The following is a 22,106-nucleotide window of genomic DNA, read 5'->3' as shown; positions in this document are numbered from 1 at the left end:
CCACCACGGAGAGACGACCATGGCTGTGCAGCACGACCGAGTGCGATTCGGCGCCGCGTACTACTACGAGTACGCGGGTCCAGGACAGGACCCGAAGCCCGAGACGCTGGAGCGCGACCTCGACCTCATGCAGGCCGCATCGTTCTCGGTGATCCGGGTGGGGGAGTCGGTCTGGTCCACCTGGGAGCCTGACGAGGGCAGGTTCGCGCTCGACTGGCTCGAGCCCGTCCTCGACGGCGCCCTGGCCCGAGGGATCGACGTGGTGATCGGCGCGCCCACCTACGCGCTGCCCCTGTGGCTGGTCCGGCGCTACCCCGAGGTCGCCGGTGAGGACCGCACCGGAAGCCCGATGGGGTGGGGCGCCCGGCAGGAGGCGGACTTCACGCACCCCGTCTTCCGGTTCTACGCCGACCGGATCCTGCGCAGGATCGTCGAGCGCTACCGAGACCACCCAGCCGTGATCGGCTTCCAGGTGGACAACGAGCCCGGGCTGCACCTCCTGCACAACCACGGGGTGTTCCAGCGGTTCGTCGACCACCTCCGGCACACGTACGGGGACGTCGAGACGCTCAACCGGGAGTGGGGCCTGGTCTACTGGTCGCACCGGCTGTCGACCTGGGCGGACCTGTGGACCCCGGACGGCAACGCCCAGCCGCAGTACGACCTCGCCTGGCGCGAGTTCCAGGCCATGTTGACCACGGAGATGATCGACTGGCAGGCCCGGGCCGTCCGTGAGCTCGCCCGGTCGGACCAGTTCGTCACCACCTGCATCTCCTACGAGCGCCCGGCCCTCGACGACGCCGATCTCGCCGCCGTCCTGGACGTCACGAGCGGGAACCCCTACTACCGCATGCAGGACGGGCTCGCCCACCCCAGCACGGCCGTCGTGCCGCAGTCCTGGACGACCACCGGCACGTGGACGCTGTTCCAGTCGGGCGACGCGATGTTCTCCAGCCGGGGCGAGCCGTTCCTGGTGACCGAGACCGACGCGCAGTCGATCGGCTTCCCGAGCACGAACTACCCGGCCTACCCGGGGCAGTGGCGCCAGGCGGCCTGGGCTCTGGTGGCCCGTGGTGCTCGGATGGTCGAGTACTGGCACTGGCACACGCTGCACTACGGCGCCGAGACGTACTGGGGCGGGGTCCTGCCGCACAGCGGGCGACCCGGCCGCGCCTACGACGAGATCGCCCGGCTCGGTGCTGAGCTCACGCGGGCGGGCGGTGCGATCGCCGGTGCGACGCCCGACGCCGACATCGCGATCCTGTCCTCGACGAAGGCGCGGTTCGCGCTCGCCGCCCAGCCACCGCTGCAGCTCGCCGACGGCACCGGGGACCCCCAGAGCTACCCGCGGATCGTCGCCGCCTTCTACCGGGGCGCGTTCGACGCCGGGCTCCAGGTGCGGGTGGTGCGCCCGCGGTACCTCTTCGACGACGAGCCGGCGGCGGCCGCCCGCACGCACCCGATCCTCGTGGCCGCGGGCTACTACCCGGCCTCCGACCATGACCTCGACTGGCTCCGCCGCTACGCCGAGGTGGGCGGGCACCTGGTCGTCGGGCCCCGCACGGGGTACGCGGACGACGAGGCACGCGCCCGGGCGGAGACGCAGCCGGCGCGCCTGTCCGAGCCTGCCGGCGCCTGGTACGACGAGTTCTGCAACCTCGACGAGCCGGTGCCGGTCCGCGGGTCCGCCGACTTCCCGCTCGACGAGGGCGTGACGGCCACGGCCTGGGCCGAGTGCCTCGTCGCGGACGGCGCCGACGTGCTGGCCACCTACGACCACCCGCACCTCGGAACCTGGGCAGCCGTCACCACGCGGACGTACGGCGACGGCCGGGTGACGGTCGTCGGCACCGTGCCTGACCTGACCCTCGCCCGCAGCCTCGCGCACTGGTTGGTCCCGACCCCGGTCGCCGGCTGGTCCGACCTACCACCGAGCGTCACCGTCCACAGCTCGACCCGAAGCGACGGCACGCGCGTGCACGTCGTGCACAACTGGTCCTGGGAGGCCACCGTGGTAACCGTTCCGACCGACCTCGACGTCATCGCGGCGCCGCACGGGTCCACGCCGACCCCGACCCGGTTCACCGCGGGCGACACCGTCACGCTCGGTGCGTGGGACGTCTTCGTGGCGGTGACCCGGTGAGCGCGCGCTGGACCGGTCCGTGGCCCACCGAGGGCATCGCGTTCGGCGCGGACTACAACCCCGAGCAGTGGCCCGAGGAGGTCTGGGCCGAGGACGTCGCGCTCATGCGTGAGGCGGGCGTGACGCTGGTGAGCGTCGGGATCTTCTCGTGGGGTGAGCTGGAGCCCGAGGAGGGACGGTTCGAGTTCGGCTGGCTGGACCGGGTCCTGGACCTGCTGCACGAGGCCGGCATCGGGGTGGACCTGGCGACGCCCAGCGCGGCGCCGCCCGTCTGGCTGCACCTCAAGCACCCGGAGATGCTGCCGGTGGACGCCGACGGCCTGCGGTTCACGCACGGCAGCCGCGAGTCGTGGTGCGTGAGCTCGCCGGTCATCCGGCACCACGCCACGCGGATCGCCCGGGTGGTCGCCGAGCGGTACGGCGACCATCCCGCGGTCAAGATGTGGCACGTCTCCAACGAGTTCGCCTGCCACAACGGGCGCTGCTACTGCGACGTGTCCGCCGCCGCGTTCCGCGACTGGCTGGGCAAGGAGTACGCGGACATCGATGCGCTCAACCTGGCGTGGGGGACCGCGTTCTGGGGTCAGCGCTACTCGTCCTTCGAGCAGATCCTGCCGCCCCGACGCTCCACCACGATCCCGAACCCGGGGCAGCGGCTCGCGTTCGAGCGGTTCTCCTCCGACGCGTTCGTCGCGCATCTCGAGGCCGAGGCGGCCGTGCTGCGCGAGGTGACGCCGCACCTCCCGGTGACCACCAACTACATGGTCATGGGCGACTTCCACCAGATCGACTACACGCAGACCACGCCGCTGCTCGACATCGTCTCGAACGACCACTACCTGTGGGGCGAGGACCCGCGCGGCTGGGCCGAGCTCGCCTTCAGCGCGGACCGGACGCGCGGTCTGGCCGGGGGGCACCCCTGGATCCTCATGGAGCACTCCACGAGCGCGGTCAACTGGCAGCCGCGCAACATCGCCAAGGAGCCGGGCCAGATGATGCGCAACGCGCTCCAGCACGTTGCCCGCGGCTCGGACGGGGTGCTCTTCTTCCAGTGGCGGCAGTCGCGCGCCGGTGCGGAGAAGTACCACTCCGGGCTGGTCCCGCACGCCGGACGTGACTCCCAGCTGTTCCGGGACGTCGTCGACCTCGGCGCGACCCTGGGCCGCCTGGCCGAGGTGCGGGGGAGCACGGTCGAGCAGGCTCGCGTGGCGCTCCTGTGGGACACCCAGGCATGGTGGGCCGCGGAGCTCGACGCTCACCCGACGGTCGACCTGCGCTACCTCGACCTCGCCCAGCGCATGCACGGGGCCCTGCTCGACGCGGGTGTCCCGGTCGACGTGCTGCCGGCCGGGTCTGCGCTCGACGGCTACGACGTGGTGCTCGTGCCCACGCTCTATCTCGCACCGGAGGACCTCTCGGACCGGCTGACCGAGGTCGTCGCTCGCGGCGGTCAGGTGCTCGTCTCCTACTTCTCGGGCATCGTCGACTCCTGCGACCGGGTCATCCTGGGTGGGTACCCCGGCGCGTTCCGGGACCTGCTCGGGGTGCGCGTCGAGGAGTTCGCGCCGCTGCCCGCCGAGGGGACCACGACGCTGAGCGACGGGAGCACGGGGGAGGTCTGGACCGAGCGGATGACGCTGGCGGGCGCCGAGGCCGTAGCGACCTACGTCGACGGACCGTCGGCGGGCGGTCCTGCGGTCACGCGCCGCAGCACGCGGTCGGGCGGTGCCGCGTGGTACCTGTCGACCCGCCTCGACCGCCCGTCCCTCGCCGGCCTGCTCGGACGCGTGCTCGCAGCGGCGGGCGTGTCGTCCCTCGTCCCGTCGCCAGGTGGCCTGGAGGTCGTCCGCCGCACCAGCGCGACCGGTAGCTGGCTGTTCGCGGTCAACCACACCGGCACGGACCTCCCGCTGCACGTCTCCGGGCACGACCTCGTGGCCGACCGGCGTCACGAGGCGGGGGCGGACGTCCCAGCCCTGGGGGTCGTCGTCGTCCGGGAGGACTGAGCCACCGTCGAGGCGTGAGTTGTGGTCCCGCTCCCCTAGAGTCTCGTGCGATGGGACCGACGACCGAGCCGCGCAGACGCCCGACGATCCGTGACGTCGCGGCTGCGGCCGGCGTGTCGCGGGGGACGGTCTCGCGGGTCATCAACGGTGGCCACTGGGTGTCCCCGGACTCGCTCGCGGCCGTCCAGGAGGCGATCCGGACCACCGGCTACTCCGCCAACCAGCACGCACGCAGCCTGGTCACGGGGCGGTCCAACTCGGTCGCGTTCCTGCTCACCGAACCGCAGCACCTGCTCTTCGAGGACCCCAACTTCTCCATCCTCCTGAGGGGTGCCGCCGAGGCGCTGGCCGCCCGCCACATGCCGCTCCTGCTCATGGTCGCCGGCACCCCCGAGGAGCAGAAGCAGGTCTCGTCCTACGTCGGCGCCGGTCACGTCGACGGCGTCCTCGCGATCTCCTCGCACAGCGGCAACCCGCTGCTCGACGCGCTGGTGCGGCAGGGCATCCCGATGATCGCCTGCGGCATCCCGCTCGGCTTCGAGGGCAGCATCGGCTACGTCGCCGCCGACGACCTCGGCGGCGGCCGCCAGATGACCCGGCACCTTCTCGGCGTCGGCCGCACCCGGATCGCGACGATCACCGGACCGTTGGACACCCCCGGGGGCCGCCTCCGGCTCGAGGGCTACCGCGCCGAGCTGGGGTCCCTCTACGACGAGTCGCTCGTGGCCCACGGCGACTACACGCGCGACGGTGGAGCGGCGGCGATGCGGACGCTCCTCGAGCGCCGACCCGACCTCGACGCGGTCTTCGTGGGCTCCGACCTGATGGCTGCGGGCGCCCTGCAGGTGCTCCGCGAGGCCGGCAGACGTGTCCCGCAGGACGTCGCTGTCGGCGGCTTCGACGACTCCGGGCTCGCCGCGACGCTCGACCCACCGCTGACCACCATGCGGCAGCCGCTCGACCGGATCGCCGGCGAGATGGTGCGCCTGCTGGTCGAGCTCGTCGAGGGCGGGGAGCCGGCCGCCGTCACGCTGCCGACCTCGCTCGTCGTGCGCGCCAGCACCGGACCGGTTCCTCCGACGCGCTCCTGACGGGAGACGAGTCAGCCTGCATCACGGCGCAGGCCCGAACCCTTGGGGGTCCGGGCCTGCGCACACCCACGGGGCGTCCGTCCCTCGGTCAGCCGCCGAGGATCTCGTTGACCTGGTCGTTCACGCCGGTGAGGGACGATGCCGGCTGCTGTCCGAGGTGGATCCCCTGCAAGGCGGGTGTGACGAGGTCCCCGATCTCACCGGAGTGCTCAGTGATGGGCGGCAGGAAGGTGTGGCCGCTCTCGACGTAGCTGTAGAACGCCTGGACGGGCCAGCCCTTGTCGGCGAAGGTCTGCAGAGCCTTCTCCGTTGACGACGGGATCGCGGGGAAGACGGTGCCCTCGCCGGCGACGACGTCCTGGCAGGCCGTCGACCCGAGGTACTGGACCCACTTCCAGGCCTCCGCCTGGTGCTTCGAGCTCGCGCTGATCGAGTCTGCGAGCCCGTTGAAGATGGATGCTCGTTCGCCGCTGGGGCCGACCGGTGCGGCGAAGACCCCGACGTTGACACCGTCGAGCCCGAAGAACTGGCTGCTGGCCCAGTCGCCGTTGGTGCCGATCGCGACCTTTCCGGATCCGATCTGGGCCGGCGTCTCGTCGGTGAACTCACCGCTCTTGGGCATGTAGCCCTTGTCGGAGAGGCCGTAGAACCACGCGATCGTCTTCTGGAACTCGGGGTCGTCGAGGTTGTAGTGCGTACCCCACGGGTTCTTGTCGAGGGAATCGAAGGGGAGCGAACCGGTGAAGTTGGCCCACTGCATCTGGCCGGTCACGTCGTACGAGGGGTTGATGCCGATGCCGTAGACGGCGACCGCACCCTTGTCGAAGCCCGGCTCGTCGCCGCGTACGCCGTTCTTGTCCACCGTCAGGTGTGCGACGAGCTTCTCGAACGTGCCGCCGTCGTCCGGGTTCCAGTCCAGGCCGGCGAGGTCCTCGTCGCTGTAGCCAGCGTCCTTGATCATGTCTGCGTTGTAGAAGAACGCGGTGGTGTCCCAGTCCTTGGGGATGCCGAAGGTCTTGCCATCGATGAACTTCCACGGGTCGACGAGGCCCTCGGCGAAGACGGTCGTGTCGAAGTCGTCCTGTGCGATGAGGTCGTCCAGGGGCACGATCTGCTTCTGGGCCGCGAAGTCGGCGTACTTGGCGAGGTGGTCGGTGAAGACGTCCGGGGCTGAGCCGCCGACGAACGAAGCGGTCAGCTTGGTCCAGTAGTCGTCCCAGGCGTACTGCTGGAACGCGATCGTGATGTCAGGGTTCGCCGCGGTGAAGTCGGCGGCGCACTGCTCGTAGCCGGGCTGCTGGTTGGCGTCCCAGAGCCAGTAGCTGAGCTCGATCTTTCCGGGCCCGGACTCCGTGCTGTCGGAGCTGCCGCCGCTGCAGGCGGCGAGAGCAAGGGTGACCGGAACGAGGCCGGCGGTGAGGAGCATGCGCTTTCGCATGGAGGAACCACCTTCTGTGACATCGGCAGTGATGCCGAGGGGGTACGCCGCGGCAGGGGTGTCGGGGCGCGCGAGCGGTGCTGTTCGGACCTACGGGGGCGAGCTACTTGATTCCGGTGAAGCCGACGGAGTTGACGATCTTGCGGGCGAAGAACAGGAAGAGCGCGAGCATCGGGAGAGCCGCCAGCAGGGTGGCGGCCATGAGTCCGGGCCAGTCGGGCGCGGAGGCCGGGGTCTGGGAGCGGAAGATGCCGAGCGCCAGAGTGAGTACGCGCGACCTGTCCGTCTGGCTGACGAGCAGCGGCCACAGGTAGTCGTTCCAGCTCGTGATGTAGGTCAGGACGGCCAGCGTCGTCACCGCTGGTGCCGCCATCGGCAGGATGATGCGGAAGAACGTCCGCAGTCGTCCGGCGCCGTCGATCATCGCGGCTTCTTCGATCTCGGTCGGGATGCCCATGAAGAACTGGCGCAGGAAGAACACAGCGAACGGCGTCATCAGCATGGTCGGCAGGGCGATGCCCGGCAGGGTGTCGAGCAGGCCCAGGTCGCGCAGCAGGATGAAGTTGGGCAGCAGCGTGAAGATGCCCGGGATCATGAGGCCGATGAGGAACGCGCCGAACACCACCTGCCGACCGGGCCAGCGCATCCGCGAGAACGCGTAGGCCGCCAGCGCCGAGAAGAACACCTGGCAGACGGTCACCATCGTCGCGACGACGACCGAGTTGCCGAGGTACCGCCAGAAGTCCATCGTCGCGCCGGATCCGCCGGCCGCGAGGGCCTCCTCACGGGGCGTCATGCCCAGAGCACGCCGGAAGCCGTCAAGGGTCGGGTTGACCGGCAGCAGGCTCGTCGGGTCGGTGACCAGCCCGGCGTTCGTCGAGAGCGCGGTGCGCAGCATCCAGTAGAAGGGGAACAGGGTCACGAGCGTGACGAGCGAGAGGACGGTCCACGCGAGCACGCGACCGATGGAGGTGCGGCGGCGCCGACGCGGCGCAGCGACGTCCACGGGTGTCGTCGGGGGACTGGTCACGGGTGACAGCGTCCGTGTGGTCATCGTGCGCACCTCAGTTCGTGTCGCTGTGGCCGGCGCGGGACAGTCGGTACTGCGCGACCGTGATGACGGACAGCACGACGAGCAGCGCTACCGACATCGCCGACGCATAGCCGAAGTCGTAGCGGCTGAACGCGACGTTGTAGATGTAGTACTGGATGACGTTGGAGGCGTTTGCCGGTCCGCCCTGGGTCGCGACCGACACGGTGTCGAACACCTGGAAGGACCCGATGCTCGTGACGATCAGCACCATGGCCAGGTACGGGCGAAGAAGCGGCAGCGTGATCCGCCAGAACATCGACCACTCGCTGGCTCCGTCGACCTTGGCGGCCTCGTAGACCTGCGGGCTGATGGTCTGGAGTCCGGCGAAGATCAGCAGTGACGTGTAGCCGACGTGCCGCCAGACGTTCACCATCGCGATCGTCGGGACCACCAGATGTGGGTTGCCCCAGAACGACTGGCGGCCGATGCCGACCCACTCCAGCAGCTCGTTGACGATGCCGAGCTGGTAGTCGAGCAGCAGGAGCCACAGCAACGCGGTCACGACGTTAGAGACCAGGTACGGCGTCAGGACGATGCCGCGAACCCACAGGGACGCGGTGAGCCGGCTGAGCAGGACCGCAAGGACGAGTGCCACGAGCGTCTGGACGGCGATGTTGAGGACGACGTAGTACACGGTCGTGCGCATCGACGACCAGAACACCGGGTCGGCGAGCATCGTTGTGTAGTTGTCGAGTCCGACGAACTTTCCTGGTTGGAACACCGAGTAGTCGGTGAAGCTCAACCAGATGCCTCGGATCGTCGGCCACACCAGGAACACGCCGAACCCGATGGTCGCGGGCAGGATGAAGGCGATCGCGAGCGGCAGGTCGCGCGTGGCTCCCCGGAAGCGGGGTCTCCTGGGCGCGGAGCGGTCCGCGGCACCGCGACGCAGGGGTGTCAGGATGCTCACGGCGCCACGTCCTTCACGTGCACCAGCGCGGCCTGGTCCGGGTTCAGCGCCGGCATCTGCAGCCCGGCCGCCAGCAGGGCGGCGCCGGTCATGCGCACCCCCGTCGCCCACCAGGCCGGATAGACCCGGGGGTCGTGGACCGCGTCGGCTGCGGGGCCAGCGGACGACACGTCGTACAGACGGTGCGGGTCGAGCCCTGGCAGCACCAGACGACCCGGCGGCCAGGTCACCGGTCGGCCCAGCATGACGACGGCATACAGCGCCTCGTCGCGTGAGGGAGATACGACTCCGTGCAACCAGACCTCGCCGTCGAGGTCCGCGCGCACCGTGGTGCCGGTGTGCACCAGCGTCCGAACCTGCTTCCCGAAGGCGATCCACGCGGCGAGCTCCTCGAGCTCGTCCTCGCCGGCCGCGGTCAGGTCCCACTCGATCCCGAGATGGCCGAACACCGCGGTCGCTGCACGGAAGGAGAGGTCCTGCGTGCGACCCGTGGTGTGCGCGCGGGCCGCTCCGATGTGCGCCCCGACGAGCTCGGGCGGCAAGAGCTGCGCGGTCCAGCGTTGGATACGTTGACGCTCGTGCGCGTCGATGCAGTCGCTCGCCCAGACCCGGTCGGTGCGCTGCAGGATCTCGAGGTCGACGCGCGCGCCGCCGGAGGAGCAGGACTCGATCTCGAGGCCGGGGCACGTGGCGCGAATCTCGTCGAGCAGCGCGTAGATCGCGAGCGTCTGCTCGTGCACGCTCGCACGCCCGGTCCTGCTCGTACCCGCGTCGACGAGGTCGCGGTTGTGGTCCCACTTGATGTAGTCGACTCCGCACTCGCGCACGATGCTGACGATGCGCTCTCGGAGGTAGGCGGCGGTCTCTGGGTTGGCCACGTCGAGTACCTGCTGGTGCCGGGCGGTCACCGGCAGTCGTCCGGGAACCTGCAGGGCCCAGTCAGGGTGGGCTCGGAACAGCTCGGAGTCCGGGTTGACCATCTCGGGCTCGAACCAGAGGCCGAACTGCATCCCGAGGCCGTGCACGTGGTCAGCGAGCCCGGAGAGCCCGTCGGGCCAGACCTCGGCGTCCACGAACCAGTCGCCCAGCCCGGTCCGGTCGTGGCGCCGCCCATGGAACCAGCCGTCGTCGAGCACGAAGCGTTCGACGCCCACCTTGGCGCTCAGCTCGGCCAGTGCGTGCAGACGCTCGGGGTCGTGGTCGAAGTACACGGCCTCCCAGACGTTGAACGTCACCGGGCGCAGCGTGCTCGGGTGCGTCGGCCGCGCGCGCAGGAAGGCGTGGAAGCGGTGAGCCAGGTCGTCCATGCCGTCGCCGTACGACCCGTAGAGCCACGGCGTCCTGTAGCTCTCATCCATGCCCAGCTCGACCTCTCCCGGCAGGAGCAGCTCGCCGCCTCCCAGCAGTCGCTCGCCGGTGAACGCCCGCTCGGCGAACGTGCGATGGTTGCCGCTCCAGGCCACGTGCAGTCCCCAGACCTGGCCACCGCGGAAGCCGAACCCCTGCGTGCCGGCCACCAGGACGAGAGTCGCGTCCGCACCGGTGCGCCCATGACGTCCTTCGCGCAGCAGCATGCCGACACCGAACGGGTGGCGCTGCGGAATGCGTTCCGTCGCCCAGCGGCCGGCGAGGTCGAGGACCTCCGTCGCCACGGGCGGCAGCGGGAGCGCGAGCAGCACGTCGTCGACGACATACGACTCTGCCAGCAGGTTCGTCACGGTCGCGCGTGCACGCAGGACGCCCTGCTCTGTGAGCTCGACGTCTAGGCGGACGGCCAGGCCGGCCTCGTCATCCCGGGCCTCGACGAGCACCAGCCCGCCCGCTCGTCGTCCCGCGCAGGTCTCTAGCGGGCCCACGTCGCCAGCTGTGACCGACCCGGCTCCCACTGACGCGCGCAGCGCCACGACCGTCAGCCGAGGCGACCAGGAGCTCCCCGACCGATGACCTGCCAGACCGGGGGAGCCGGTCCATCCCGTCCACGCCTCGGGAAGCAGCGCGACCGGAAGCGGGCGGTCCACGCCGTTGCTCGCGTTCGGCGCGGCGTTCGCGCGGAGCACGTCGTCCAGCTCGGAAGCGCCGAGCGCGCCCAGGTCCCCACCCCAGTGCGAGACCACGGGCAGTCGACCGTCCTCGATGGACAGGAGCAGGCTCACCCCGGCCGCCCGCAGGTGGACCACACCGTGGACGCTGGCTTCGGACACGCGACACTCCCTCGTTCGGTGTGCCCGGAGCTCAGGTCCGTTCCTGTGCGGGCGGCACTATGAAAACGATCATCAACCAAATATGCAAGTCCTCTGATCATCGTTTGCATAACGACTTGGTAACGGTCGAGCGCGCAGCTCTGAGAGGGTGCGTGGCGACCGCCAGTCGTGCGCTCGGCCACCTGGCCCGCGGCGCGATCAGGACGGGCGCCCTGCGGGCGCGGTCTCGGTCAGCGCCGACGTCCCGGCGGGGCGGCGCTCTCACGGACGACGAGCTGCGGCTTCGCGGATGAGGTGTGACGGGACGCCCCGGTGGCAAGGAGGGAGTCCAGCAGCCCGAACACACGACGTCCCAGGCCCACGAAGTCCTGGTGCACCGTGGTGAGGGCGGGCATCCACATCGACGCGACGGGCTGGTCGTCGAAGCCGACGACGCTGACGTCCTCCGGTACCCGTCGGCCCGCCTCGCTCAGAGCACGCATCAGGCCGATGGCGAGCTCGTCGTTCCCGCACAGGACGGCGGTGACGGTCTCGTCCTGCGCGAGGACGCTGCCCACCTCGTATCCGGATGCGGGGTCGTACGCCGCGACGACAGGCTCGTGCAACGGCGCGCCGGCATCCAGGATCGCCTGGCGCCAGCCGAGCGCGCGGCCGGTGCGCGTGTCTGTCTGGGGGATGGCCAGGTAGTGCACCGTCTCGTGCCCCAGACCGAGCAGGTACTCCGTCGCCTCCCGGGCTGCGACCCGGTCGTCGAGGTAGGCGTGCGGATAAGGGCTGCGACTCCGGCCCGCGGCGGCCGCAGCGACGACCGGGACGCTGGGCGACAACGATCGGGAGATCGCGACACCGACGGGGTCGAACTCGATCACGACGAGCCCTGCGACGCTCTGGCCCAGGAGCAGATCGACCGCGGCGTCGATATCCGCCTGGTCGGCGGACTCGACGACCGCGATGAGCACGAGGTAGCCGGACAGGCGGGCTGCCTCCTGGATGCCCTGGAGCGTCCGGGAGTATCCGTACCTCACGGTGTTGAACGTGATGACGCCGATCATCGAACGCTGGCCCAGCTTGAGCGCCCGGGCGGCAGGGTTCGGTCGGTAGTTCAGTCGCTCGATGGCGGCGAGTACGAGCTCGCGCTTGGCGGCGCTGACCGGCACGTTCCCGCTCAGCACCCGAGACACGGTCGGCACGGAGACGCCCGCCTCGCGGGCGACATCCGCGAGAACGGCAGGTCGGCCGAGGGGTGAGTCCACGTCGGGAGGCTATCCCGCCCGGGAGGTCCTCTGGCCGATCGACTCGGACTTGGCGACCCCGGCGAGCCGTCGACCGGCAGACCTGCGTGGGTGGCCGACCCTGCGACGCAGCCATGACCTTGTTGGTGCCGAGTGGTCCGATCGAGCTCGACGCTGCCTGATCATCGTTTGCAGAACTGCCTCGTTGCGCTCTAGGGTCCCTTGACCAACGTTTGCAGGATCGTCCTGCATGGCGACGAGCAATGGAGCTCACATGTCATCGCGTCCATGGGGCCGGCCACGGCCACCGTTCACCGCCCGTACCGAGACCGGTCCAGCGCCACGAGCAACGCCGCGCAGCGGGCGACGATCGAGGATCGTCTCCGTCGCCCTCGCCGCGATCCTCGGCGCGACGCTCACCTCCACGGTGACGGCTGGGCCCGCCGTCGCCGCCGACCCCTCGCTGGTCAGCGCCGCCTCGGGCAGGTGCCTGGACGTCACCGGGAACGTGGGCACCGCTGGTACCACGGTCGACATCTGGGACTGCAACAACCAGGCCAACCAGGGTTGGGTGCTGACGTCAGCCCGTGAGCTGCGGACGTTCGGGGGCTCGATGTGCCTGGACGTCGACCACAGTGGAACCACGGCGGGTACTGCGGTCCTCATCTGGACCTGCAACGGTCAGTCGAACCAGAAGTGGTCGTGGGGATCCAACGGATCACTCGTCGGTGAGCAGTCGGGGCTCTGCCTGGACGTCAACGGCGGTGCAACCTCCAACGGCACCAAGGCGATCCTCTGGACCTGCAACGGCCAGACGAACCAGCGCTGGACCCAGGGAGGCACCACGGGCGCGATCCTGGTCATCGATGCCGCCACGACGGTCCGTCCCGTAACCCGGGTAGGCACGAACTTCCTCTACGGCCTGAGTGACTCGACGACGCCGGCAGTCTCGCGCGTTTCTCCACTCAAGCCCACCTGGTTCCGGCAGCCGCCCCCGGGATCGCAGCACCGGCCGAACGGGGTCCCCGACCCGGTCGGCGACACGATCAAGGTTGCGTCCACCGTGCAGGCGGTCAACGGCAAGATCCTCGTCGACATGGCCGACAGCTTCGACGGCTTCCCGTACAACTGGACCAGCTGGAACGACTGGAACAGCCGGATCGACTACATGTTCACGACGCTCCGTGCTCACCCTGAGGTGACGAGCGCTGCTTCGTGGGAGCCGTGGAACGAACCGGACTGGACGTGGCCTTCCTCCGCCGGAACCTGGACCGACGGCTGGGCTCGCACCGTCCAGCGCGTCAAGCAGAACTCGCCGAACGCGGTCATCCTGGGCCCCAGCGAGTCCGCATGGAACGCCTCCCGCATGCGGACCTTCCTCACAGCAGCAAAGGCGTCGGGCACGGTGCCGGATGTGATCTGCTGGCACGAGCTCTCGGGCTGGCAGCGGGTTGCCGGTGACATCGCGGCCTACCGCGCGCTGGAGAAGGAGCTCGGGATCTCGCCCCGGCCCATCTCGATCGATGAGTACGCCACCCCCGACGAGATCGACGTGCCCGCCCAAGCGAACCACTATGTCGCTGCCTTCGAACGCGGCGGCGTACGGGATGCCGAGCGCGCGTTCTGGTTCGAGCCGGGAACTCTGAACGGCCTGCTGCACAACGGCTCGCCGACCGCCTCGTACTGGATGTACGCGTGGTACGCGGACCAGACCGGCAGCATCGTGAAGGTCACGCCGGCCGCCTCGCAGGACGGCGTCGCGTCCTATGACCCGGGGACCAAGCGGTTCAGCGTGGTGTTCGGTGGCGAGTCGGGCAACAACACCGTGCGCGTCACCGGTCTGAGCGGACTCGGCGCCAACGCCAAGGTGGTCGTGACGTCCGTGCCCGCTTCGGGTCGGACGACGAACGTCTCCGGACCGACCACCGTGTCCTCCCAAACCATGTCTGTGACCAACGGGACGGTGTCGGTGACGGTCAACGGGCAGAACTCCTCCGGCGCCTACAACCTGGTGATCACACCCGCCTGAACCCAGCGGGCGCGCCGGGACCTCGACGGGGGTCCCGGCGCGGGATCAGTGATTCGCCCTGGGCGGCGCTTCGTTGGTTCGCGACGAGCAGCTGCAGCGCGCCGAGGGCATCAGCGGAGGGGATCCGCTCCTGCTCGATTCGTCGAATGGTCGCTGGACCAGCGGTTGCCCCGGCGTGGTACGCGTCACGCTCATCTGGCGTGAGGTTCGTCAGCTGGGTCGTCGCCGGGCAGTGGACGTCCGTCCGCGCCGTGGTTCACACCGAGAGAGCCGTACCGGGCCAGCGCCGGGCCACCCCTGTCCGAGCCGTCGTGCGACAACGGCGGCCGCGTCCGCGGGGCTGTCCCGGACACTCACGGCGTGTCCGGGACACCGACCACAGGCTTGGTGCGGGAGCGCCCCGCGGCGTCCTTCAGCACCACGTACTTCAGGTCCATGTGAGGCTCGAGCGCGCCGAACTTGTCGTTCGGTGCGCCGATCACCAGCTGGAAGCCGAGGCCGCGCCAGGCACCGACGGCCCGGCCCGTGAACCGTGCGTCCGCCTTGATCAGCGCCTCGTCCAGGAACACGGGCGCGTAGCGGGGCCGCGCAGCACCGGCGTCACCGAGCTGGTAGCGCAGCGCGGCGCCGACGATGAACGCGACGAGCTCCTGCGACTCGCCGCCGGACTTCTCGCCGATGTGGTCGTAGAGCGCGACGTGGTTGCCGTCCAGGTCGACCTTCTCGGCGCTCAGCCGGACGTGGCGCCGTACGTCGATGAGGTCCGCGAAGTCGGGTGCGGTGCGTCGAACCCGGTCGATCACGCGCGCCATGCGTGCGTAGCGGCGCTCGCGCTCCACGTCGGTGGCGTCGGTCGCGAGCAGCTCGCGCAGGTCGCGCAGCTCCTTGTGGAACCGGGCGACGACGGTCGACTGGGTGTCGCGTGCGTCGATCCGGAGCCGGTGGTCGTCGTCCGCGAAGGGCAGCTCCGCGAGGATCTCGTTGACCGGCCGGATGCGCTCCTTGATCTCCCGCACCGAGCGGCTCAAGGCGTGGTGCAGGTCGGTCAGGTCGTTGCCGGACAGGCGCAGCAGGCTGCGTCGCCACTCGGCCTCGAGCTCGTGCAGCCCGTTCGTCTCGAGCTCGGCCAGGATGCGCTCGAAGTCTGCGTAGGACGCATCGGGGTCGGTGCCGAGGTTGGGGTCGGGCCACCGCTCGACGAACGTCTCGAAGGTGCGTCGCAGCGCGTCGCGGCCGGCCGCGAGCGCCTCCTGGGCTCGCTGTCTGTGGCCGCGCAGCACTTCGCCCGCGCGGGCGAGGACGGCGTCGAACGCGGCGAGCGCCTCGGACGGCTGGCCGGGCGCCGACTCGTCCCGGTCGGGCGTCGTGCCGAGCAGGTCCTCGAGGAACGCGCGGTGCTCGGGCACCACGAGGTCCGCGCCCGCTCGCGCCACGAGTGCGGCATCCAGTGCGGTCGTCGCGGCATCCACGGCGTCGCTGGTGCCAGACCAGAGCGCCGCAAGCTCCTGCGCCTCGCCCTTCGTCCGGCCGAGCGCCTCGGTCAGCTCGCGAACGGTCCTGTCCAGCTCCGCGGCCCGCGACTGCAGCGCGGTGACCTGCGGGTTGCCCGAGGTGACGTCGTCGACGACCCGTTCCCACCTGGCGCGCTCCGCCTCGACGCCGACGACGTCGACCTGCTCCCAGGTGACATCCGCGAGTGCCGCGAACGCACGGTGCTCCGCCTCGTGACGGTCCAGCACCCCGTCGGCCTCGTCGAGAAGCTCCTCGGCACGCCTGAGCCTGTTCTCGGCTCGCGCGATGCGCGCGTCGAGGTCTGCCAGGAGGCGCGTGTTGGTGAAGCCGAGCACGTTGGAGCTGCCCTGGCCGCCGTGCGCGCCCCGTGAGCCCTCGGACACCTGGCCGGACCGCGTCATCGCCTTGGAGTGCTTCCCGAGCTCGCCGGGTGTGTCGACGCAGACGAACGAGAACCGTCGTGCGAGCTCCCCGCGCAGCCACCCCGTGAAGGGCCCGGTGCGGAAGTCCAGCCGGCCCGGCAGAGTCTTCGGGTCGAGCGCGACAGCGTCGGTCAGGCCCGTCGCGACTCCCTCGAAACGCAGCCGCCGTGCGACCGGCACCGCGTCGATCGCCTTGCGGAAAGCCTGCACATGGGCCGAGTCGATGAGCATCAGGGTCGCGAAGCCACCCAGGGCGAGGTTGAACGCATCGCGCCACGGCTCGTGCTCGGTGCGGACCTCGACCAGCTCGGCGACGAAGGGCAGCTCGTCGGGGGTGAGACCCGCTGCGGCTGCCAGCACGGCGCGGACGTTGTGCAGGTCGCGCGGCACGTTGTCGCGGCGTCGCTCGACGTCGCCGCGCTCGTTGCGCAGCTCCGCCAGGGCGGCCGCCGCCTCCTTGCGCTCGGCCATCGCCTCACCCAGGACCGCACGGTTGTCACGCGTGCTGCGGGCGTCGCCGAGCGCGCTGCGCGCCCGTGCGGTGAGCGCAGCAAGATCGGCTTCACGCGTGACGGGCGCGGCACCGGCCTCCTCGACGAGCGTGTCCAGGCGTGCCCGGGACCGACGGACCTCAGCCAGCCGTGCGTCGACGGCCCGCAGCTCGCGGTGCGCCGCAGCGAGCCGGTCGCCGCCCGCGGCCCACAGGGTCTCCTTGACGCCGTCGAGCTCCGCCCGCGCGGCGTCGATCCGGGTGCTGGTCTCGACCGTCAACCGCTGCGCGTCGCTGTGGCGTCGCCCCAGGTCCTGCTCGAGCGAGCGCAGCAGATCCAGGCGCCGCTCGTTGCACCACAGAGCCGCGGGTGACCCGGTGTCGTCGAACGACCCGATCGCGTCGATCACCAGCAGGCGGCTCGCAGCGGCCTCGACCGCCGTGCGGTGCCCGCGGATCGGTTCCAGCGCCTTGACCTGGCGCCGTGCCGTCAGCATCTGCTCGTGCGTACCGGTGAGCTTGTCGAACTGCTCGACAACGGCGTCGGCGGTGGCGAACGTGTCGGGCTCCTCGAGGACCATCGACTTGTACAGCGCGTCCACGGTCGTGATCTGCTGGCCGGCCTGGATCCGGCCCAGGAGCGCCACCGCCTTGGCGCCGTCGCCCGACGCACCGATCCCGAGGGTCGAGTGCAGGCGCGCCGTGAAGTCGCGGTCGGTGTCGTAGCAGGTCAGGCCGGTCGCGGAGACCGCGGCTCGCGCAAGCCGCCCGGCCGCAGCCTGCTCCAGGTCGGTCAGGTCGAACGCGTCGTTGGACGTCGCCCGTACCGCCACGACGTCCTCCAGCGTGCGCGCCGTGGACGGCACGTACCACGCCCGCACCGCGGTGAGCTCGGCACCGGTGTTGTCCGCCCACGTCAGGGCGATCGCGGACCACGTGTCCCGGCCGTCCCCGCGCAGCACGCGCTCACGTGTGCCGTCCTCGGTGCGCGACTCGTCGAGCTTGCCGCGCGCGTAGGACACGACGTTGCGCTGGTCCTTGCCGCGCGGTCGCCCGACGACGCCTCCGTTGGAGGCACCGTTGAACGGTGTCGTGTGCGGCATCAGGAGCGCGATGTAGGCGTCCATCAGGGTCGACTTGCCCGACCCCGACGCCCCGGAGAGCAGGGTCGCGCTCGGCGCGAGCCGCAGGCGGTGATGGCCGTCGTAGCCGCCCCAGTTCACGAGCTGCAGCTCGCGCGCGATCCACTGCTGCCCGGTCGAGGCGGCCGGGATCAGCCCGAAGAGGGTGTCGATCATCGTCATCGAGCGTCGTGCCCCTCGTCGTCGGGTCGTCGGTCGTCCGTGTCGTCCACGCCGAGGTCGACGGGCGCCGCCTCGCCGCGCGTGCGGAGCCAGTCCCGCAGCTCGACCAGGCGCTCGTTGCTCAGGACGATCTCGACCAGGGAGGTGACCCGGAACCGTCCCTCGGACTCCTCCTCGATCAGCCCTTCCTTCGCGAGCCTGGCCACCGCCGCGCGGATCTCGCGCTGGTTGCCCGCGACGTTGGTGTCCTGGGCGTCGAAGTACGTCAGGGCGGTCTGCTCCAGCTCCTCGACGTCGACCCGGACCGACGTCTCACCGGCACCGCGCTCACGCTGGAAGACGGTGCGCAGGTGCACGAGCACCAGGGTCTCGGCGCGCGAGTACGGCTCGTCGCGCAGCAGGACCGGCACCTCCAGCTCGGCCGAACGCACCTGGCGCTTGTAGGCCAGGCCACGGTCGTGGTCGACGACGAGATGCACGAACAGGTCGTGCAGCCGCGACTCGATCACCGGCTGGTTCTCCAGGAGGGTGGTCCACAGTGCGGGCGTGCGCTCCGCGAGCAGGAACCGGCGCTGAAGGAGCCGCACGAGCACCCGTCGCACGTCGGCATCGAGGGTGCCGCGGTCGCCTGCGAACAGCTCGGCAGGGTCGTCCTCCATCGCCACGGGCGCGATGAACCCGTCCTCCGGCTCGTGCAGTGCGTCGCGGGTCCGCTCGGCCGTGTCAGTCATCCGTGTCCTTCATCGTGGTCGTCACACCGCCGAGCGCGAACCGCCGGCGGGTGCCGTCAGGCCGCAGGGTGTCGACGAAAGCGAGCTCATCGGTCTCGGTCATGCCGCGCGCGTGGGCGAGCTCGAGCATGCCCAGCAGGTCCACCGGCCGGCGCAGCGCGTCGGGTGCGGCGTTGAACGCGTCCGCGACATCGACGACTCCGGGGCCGCCTGCCGCCGCGGCGAGCCGGGCGTCGAGCAGTGCGTACTGCGGGCCGCCCCACGCACGCGCCTCGTCGTGCGAGACGTCCGAGCCGTCGTCGTCCCACGTCTCGAGCGCGGCGGGGCGTTCCGAGGGTCGCAGCTCTCCCGGCGTCTGGCGCAGGTGCTCGACCTCGGCCACCGGCAGCCGGCGCAAGGGGTCAGCCGCCTGCCCGCGACGGGCGTCCGGCATCCACCTCTGCAACCCGGTCATCACGTCGCGCAGCAGCTCGTCGACCTGCCGGTCACGCAGCGGGTCGTGGTTCCGGACCTGCGCGGTGATCACGAGGGACGCCTCGCGCTGCGCCGCGAACACCAGGTCCAGCCCGTGCTCGATGCGGCGTGCGAGCTCTCGCAGCTCGGTGAGCTGCTGGGCGGGCAGGCGCTTGGTGAACGGCTGGCGCAGAACGACGTCGAGCTGCCCCGCCAGCTGGTCGAGGCGCTGCGGGTCCCCGATGAGGCGCAGGGCACCCGCGAAGGCGCGGCCCTCGGGGGTCGCCTCCATGACGTGCTCGCCGCGCTCGAGGTACTCGCGCAGCACCTCTCCGGTCGGACGCTCGTCCTGGCGCAGGGCGTGAACCACGTCGCGTTGCATCGCCCGGATCGACTCGGCCACGCGGGCGAAGTCCGCGGGCAGCTCGCGCACCAGGTGCACGACGTTCTCGGCCTCCTCGACGAGCTGCTCGTCGTCGACCGTGTCCACCTGCCCCGTGCGCTCGACGCGCTCGAGCTCCTGCCGCAGCCGTGCGATCTCCGTATCGAGGCGTGCGATGCGCACCATCACGTCGGGGTCCGCGTCCTGCGCGAGACGCTCGACCGCGTCCAGGAGCGTACGCACGCGGGACTGCGACACCCGGGCGCGCGCTCCACCGGCTCGCCCTGCGACCTCTAGCGCGCCGACTGCGTGCGCGGACAACCGGTAGACCTCGACGTCGTCGTCGAGGACCTGGCGCACCAGCCACCCGGCATCGGCCCACCCGCGGCAGACGTCGCGCGCCGACCCGACCGGCAGGTCGTCGCCGTACCCCGCCGCACGCAGCTGGTCGAGCGCGTCGCCGACCTCGGTGTGCGCGTCCGAGACGGGGATCTGCCGCCGGTCCGACGTGAACAGCAGGGACAGCAGCGAGACGACCAGCGGCGCGTACCGCTTGTGGAGAAGGTCGAGCATCGGGTTCTGGAACGCCCGGACTGCTCCTAGGTACGCCCCTTCGGCTCGCGTGATCATCGCCGCACAGCGTAGGTGGCTCCACCGACATCCGTGACGAGGGGTCCGCCGTCGGCACGCCGTGCGTCCCCGCAGAACGGGCTTTGCGGACACAGGGGGAGCCTACGCGTCGTCCGAGTCCGATCGTCTGCGCCGCAGCACCTGCTGGATCGGCGGGACCACGACGCCCTCGGCCCGCATGTCCGCGCGGGTCAGGTGCCGGCTGCGCAGCACTCCGGCGATCCCGACGACCCAGGGCACGAGGAGCACGGTGAACGCCGCGCGGTAGGCGTCGAGCGTGTAGGACGTCGCTCCGGGTGGGGACACCGCCTGGAGCACGACTCCCACCGCGAGCACGGAGCCGATCGTCGAGATGAACCCGCCGGTGTTCACGAAGCCGCTGGCGGTGCCGAGCGTCGACGTGGGGGACCACGTGCGCGCGAAGTCCATGCCGACGAGCGACACCGGCCCGCCCGCGCCGATCACCACGACGAAGGCGAGCAGCTGCCACATCGGCCGCGGGGTCGAGGGCACCAGCAACGTGACCCACGCGACCGCCGTCAGGGCGCAGGAGCTGAGCACGATCCATGAGCGCCGCAGGGGGTGCCGCGCGGTGAGGCGCCCCACGAGCGGACCCGCCGCCATCGCCGACAAGGTCAGGACCGTCAGCAGCAGGCTCGCCTGCGCCGGCGTGCATCCCTGCGCCGACAGGAAGAACGGGACGCCCCACAGCATCCCGACGACGTTGGCGCTGAACGGCGTCGCGAAGTGGCTCCAGAACCCGAGGCGCGTTCCCGCGGTCCGCACGGTGCGACGGACGGTCGGGCCGAACCGCTGCGCACTCTTCGAGCGAGCCTGCGGCTCACGGTCGCGGATCCCGACGAATGCACCGACAGACGCGAGCAGGCCGGCGACCGCGAGGGTTCCGAACGTGGCCGTCCACCCACGCGTGTGCAGCAGCAGAGCCACCGGGATCGCCGACGCGAGCTGGCCCGACTGCCCGATGACACCCGTGACCTGCACCATCACCGGGACGCGCCTCGGCGGGAACCAGTCCGCCACGACCCGCAGCGCGCTGATGAAGATGCCCGCGTCGCCGGCGCCGATGAGGACGCGTGCGACGAGCGCCGTCGGCACGTCGTGCGCCAGTGCGAGCACCAGCTGTCCCGACGCCATGACGAGCGAGCCGGTGGCGATCAGCGCACGGGGGCCGAACCGGTCGAGCAGCCGGCCCGCCGGGATCTGCATCGCGGCGTACACCGTGAGCTGCGCGACCGAGAACGCGGCCAGACCGGTCGCGCTGAGCCCGAAGCGCAGCGTCGCCTCGACGCCTGCGACGCCGAGGGCGGTGCGATGCGTGACCCCGACGAAGTACGCGGCGACCGCCGCCCCGTAGACGATCGAGGGTGTGCGCCAGCCGCGGCGGGCTGCCGGGGCCTGGGACACGACTCACCTCGAACCCCCGCGGCAGGCCCGGGCACGCGCGTCGTGGCGGGCGGTGCGGGGAACGAGTCGAGGGTACGTGCCTGTGCACCACGGCCGCCGTCCGCGTCCGTCCGGGCACTCGCCTCGGCGTCCCCGGCGTCCTAGCCTGGACGCGAGGTGAGGGAACGTGCACGCGGAGGTCGGGGACACGGTGGTCCTCCACGGTGTTCCCGGGTCCGGACGTCCATGTGGAGCACCAGGGCTGATCCGGGTGCGGTCGACCAGGAGGCACGATGGGCACCAGCGCTGACCACGAGACGCACGGGCAGCACGAGCACCACCACGGCCCCGACTGCGGGCATGTCGCGGTCGAGCACGAGGGCCACGTGGACTACCTCCATGACGGCCACGTGCACCACTCGCACGACGGGCACGTGGACGAGCACGACGCGCACGTCCACGCGGTGGACGGGGCGCACGACCACGAGCACGGTCCGGGGTGCGGGCACGAGACCGTGCAGCACGGGGACCACGTCGACTACGTGCACGGAGAGCACCACCACGCGGGGCACGAGGGCCACTACGACGAGCACTGACCTCCCCCAAAGGTCGCAAGCGAGGTTCAGCACCGCGCC

Annotated in this window: 14 protein-coding genes; 5 read left to right on the top strand and 9 right to left on the bottom strand. The window is 70.9% G+C overall.

Annotated features, from left to right (window positions below):
* Nucleotides 1-19 precede the first annotated feature (19 nt).
* Genes N553_RS0112290 through N553_RS0112280 form a run of 3 tightly spaced genes read left to right on the top strand, consistent with a single transcriptional unit; the run spans nucleotide 20 to nucleotide 5,240 of the window.
* Nucleotides 20-2,143: a beta-galactosidase gene (locus N553_RS0112290; RefSeq protein ID WP_028046768.1), complete on the top strand. Its 2,124-nt coding sequence runs from the start codon at nucleotides 20-22 to the stop codon at nucleotides 2,141-2,143.
* Nucleotides 2,113-4,149 (top strand): beta-galactosidase, encoded by a 2,037-nt coding sequence (locus tag N553_RS0112285; RefSeq protein ID WP_231505250.1) that lies wholly within the window; start codon nucleotides 2,113-2,115, stop codon nucleotides 4,147-4,149. The genes N553_RS0112290 and N553_RS0112285 overlap by 31 nt, the downstream gene beginning before the upstream one ends.
* A gap of 50 nt (nucleotides 4,150-4,199) precedes the next feature.
* Complete coding sequence (locus N553_RS0112280) at nucleotides 4,200-5,240, top strand: LacI family DNA-binding transcriptional regulator (RefSeq protein WP_028046766.1); 1,041 nt, start codon at nucleotides 4,200-4,202, stop codon at nucleotides 5,238-5,240.
* A gap of 88 nt (nucleotides 5,241-5,328) precedes the next feature.
* Here the strand turns inward: N553_RS0112280 and N553_RS0112275 are convergent, their stop codons facing one another.
* The 5 genes from N553_RS0112275 to N553_RS0112255 form a co-directional block, all read right to left on the bottom strand.
* A complete protein-coding gene (locus tag N553_RS0112275; protein WP_028046765.1) occupies nucleotides 5,329-6,678 on the bottom strand; it encodes an ABC transporter substrate-binding protein in 1,350 nt (449 codons plus the stop codon).
* 103 nt (nucleotides 6,679-6,781) lie between these two features.
* Nucleotides 6,782-7,732, bottom strand: coding sequence for a carbohydrate ABC transporter permease (locus N553_RS0112270; RefSeq protein WP_028046764.1), 951 nt, complete (start codon nucleotides 7,730-7,732; stop codon nucleotides 6,782-6,784).
* 10 nt (nucleotides 7,733-7,742) lie between these two features.
* On the bottom strand, nucleotides 7,743-8,681 hold the full coding sequence (locus N553_RS0112265; RefSeq protein WP_028046763.1) for a carbohydrate ABC transporter permease: 939 nt from the start codon (nucleotides 8,679-8,681) through the stop codon (nucleotides 7,743-7,745).
* Nucleotides 8,678-10,882: an alpha-galactosidase gene (locus N553_RS0112260; RefSeq protein ID WP_028046762.1), complete on the bottom strand. Its 2,205-nt coding sequence runs from the start codon at nucleotides 10,880-10,882 to the stop codon at nucleotides 8,678-8,680. Before N553_RS0112260 ends, N553_RS0112265 begins: the two co-directional genes overlap by 4 nt.
* Before the next feature lie 230 nt (nucleotides 10,883-11,112).
* A complete protein-coding gene (locus N553_RS0112255) occupies nucleotides 11,113-12,135 on the bottom strand; it encodes a LacI family DNA-binding transcriptional regulator (RefSeq protein ID WP_028046761.1) in 1,023 nt (340 codons plus the stop codon).
* Between the two features lie 253 nt (nucleotides 12,136-12,388).
* On the opposite strand from N553_RS0112255, the gene N553_RS22480 reads away from it, so the two are divergent.
* Entirely contained in the window at nucleotides 12,389-14,143 is a 1,755-nt protein-coding gene (locus N553_RS22480) for an RICIN domain-containing protein (RefSeq protein WP_156043816.1), read from the top strand.
* Nucleotides 14,144-14,496: 353 nt separating this feature from the next.
* Here the strand turns inward: N553_RS22480 and N553_RS0112235 are convergent, their stop codons facing one another.
* The 4 genes from N553_RS0112235 to N553_RS0112220 all read right to left on the bottom strand — a co-directional run bounded on the left by N553_RS0112235 (nucleotide 14,497) and on the right by N553_RS0112220 (nucleotide 21,492).
* On the bottom strand, nucleotides 14,497-17,871 hold the full coding sequence (locus N553_RS0112235) for an ATP-binding protein (protein WP_028046759.1): 3,375 nt from the start codon (nucleotides 17,869-17,871) through the stop codon (nucleotides 14,497-14,499).
* Nucleotides 17,868-18,602, bottom strand: coding sequence for a DUF4194 domain-containing protein (locus N553_RS22475; protein WP_051640114.1), 735 nt, complete (start codon nucleotides 18,600-18,602; stop codon nucleotides 17,868-17,870). Before N553_RS22475 ends, N553_RS0112235 begins: the two co-directional genes overlap by 4 nt.
* Nucleotides 18,595-20,067: a DUF3375 domain-containing protein gene (locus N553_RS0112225; RefSeq protein WP_028046758.1), complete on the bottom strand. Its 1,473-nt coding sequence runs from the start codon at nucleotides 20,065-20,067 to the stop codon at nucleotides 18,595-18,597. The genes N553_RS22475 and N553_RS0112225 overlap by 8 nt, the downstream gene beginning before the upstream one ends.
* A gap of 102 nt (nucleotides 20,068-20,169) precedes the next feature.
* A complete protein-coding gene (locus N553_RS0112220) occupies nucleotides 20,170-21,492 on the bottom strand; it encodes a nitrate/nitrite transporter (protein ID WP_051640113.1) in 1,323 nt (440 codons plus the stop codon).
* 272 nt (nucleotides 21,493-21,764) lie between these two features.
* Between N553_RS0112220 and N553_RS25655 the strand changes: the two genes are divergently transcribed.
* A complete protein-coding gene (locus N553_RS25655; protein WP_028046756.1) occupies nucleotides 21,765-22,067 on the top strand; it encodes a hypothetical protein in 303 nt (100 codons plus the stop codon).
* Nucleotides 22,068-22,106 lie beyond the last annotated feature (39 nt).

The sequence above is a fragment of the Cellulomonas sp. URHE0023 genome, assembly GCF_000688475.1.
Classification (GTDB): Bacteria; Actinomycetota; Actinomycetes; order Actinomycetales; family Cellulomonadaceae; genus Cellulomonas.
The sequence above is the reverse complement of the archived record's forward strand: the minus strand, read 5'-3'. Positions and strand labels throughout refer to the sequence as shown.

Coding starts and splice junctions, on each gene's coding strand:
- N553_RS25655 (WP_028046756.1), top strand. CDS start 21,765: ATGGGCACCAGCGCTGACCACGAGACGCACGGGCAGCACGAGCACCAC.
- N553_RS0112225 (WP_028046758.1), bottom strand. CDS start 20,067: ATGATCACGCGAGCCGAAGGGGCGTACCTAGGAGCAGTCCGGGCGTTC.
- N553_RS0112280 (WP_028046766.1), top strand. CDS start 4,200: ATGGGACCGACGACCGAGCCGCGCAGACGCCCGACGATCCGTGACGTC.
- N553_RS0112290 (WP_028046768.1), top strand. CDS start 20: ATGGCTGTGCAGCACGACCGAGTGCGATTCGGCGCCGCGTACTACTAC.
- N553_RS0112235 (WP_028046759.1), bottom strand. CDS start 17,871: ATGACGATGATCGACACCCTCTTCGGGCTGATCCCGGCCGCCTCGACC.
- N553_RS22480 (WP_156043816.1), top strand. CDS start 12,389: ATGTCATCGCGTCCATGGGGCCGGCCACGGCCACCGTTCACCGCCCGT.
- N553_RS22475 (WP_051640114.1), bottom strand. CDS start 18,602: ATGACTGACACGGCCGAGCGGACCCGCGACGCACTGCACGAGCCGGAG.
- N553_RS0112275 (WP_028046765.1), bottom strand. CDS start 6,678: ATGCGAAAGCGCATGCTCCTCACCGCCGGCCTCGTTCCGGTCACCCTT.
- N553_RS0112270 (WP_028046764.1), bottom strand. CDS start 7,732: ATGACCACACGGACGCTGTCACCCGTGACCAGTCCCCCGACGACACCC.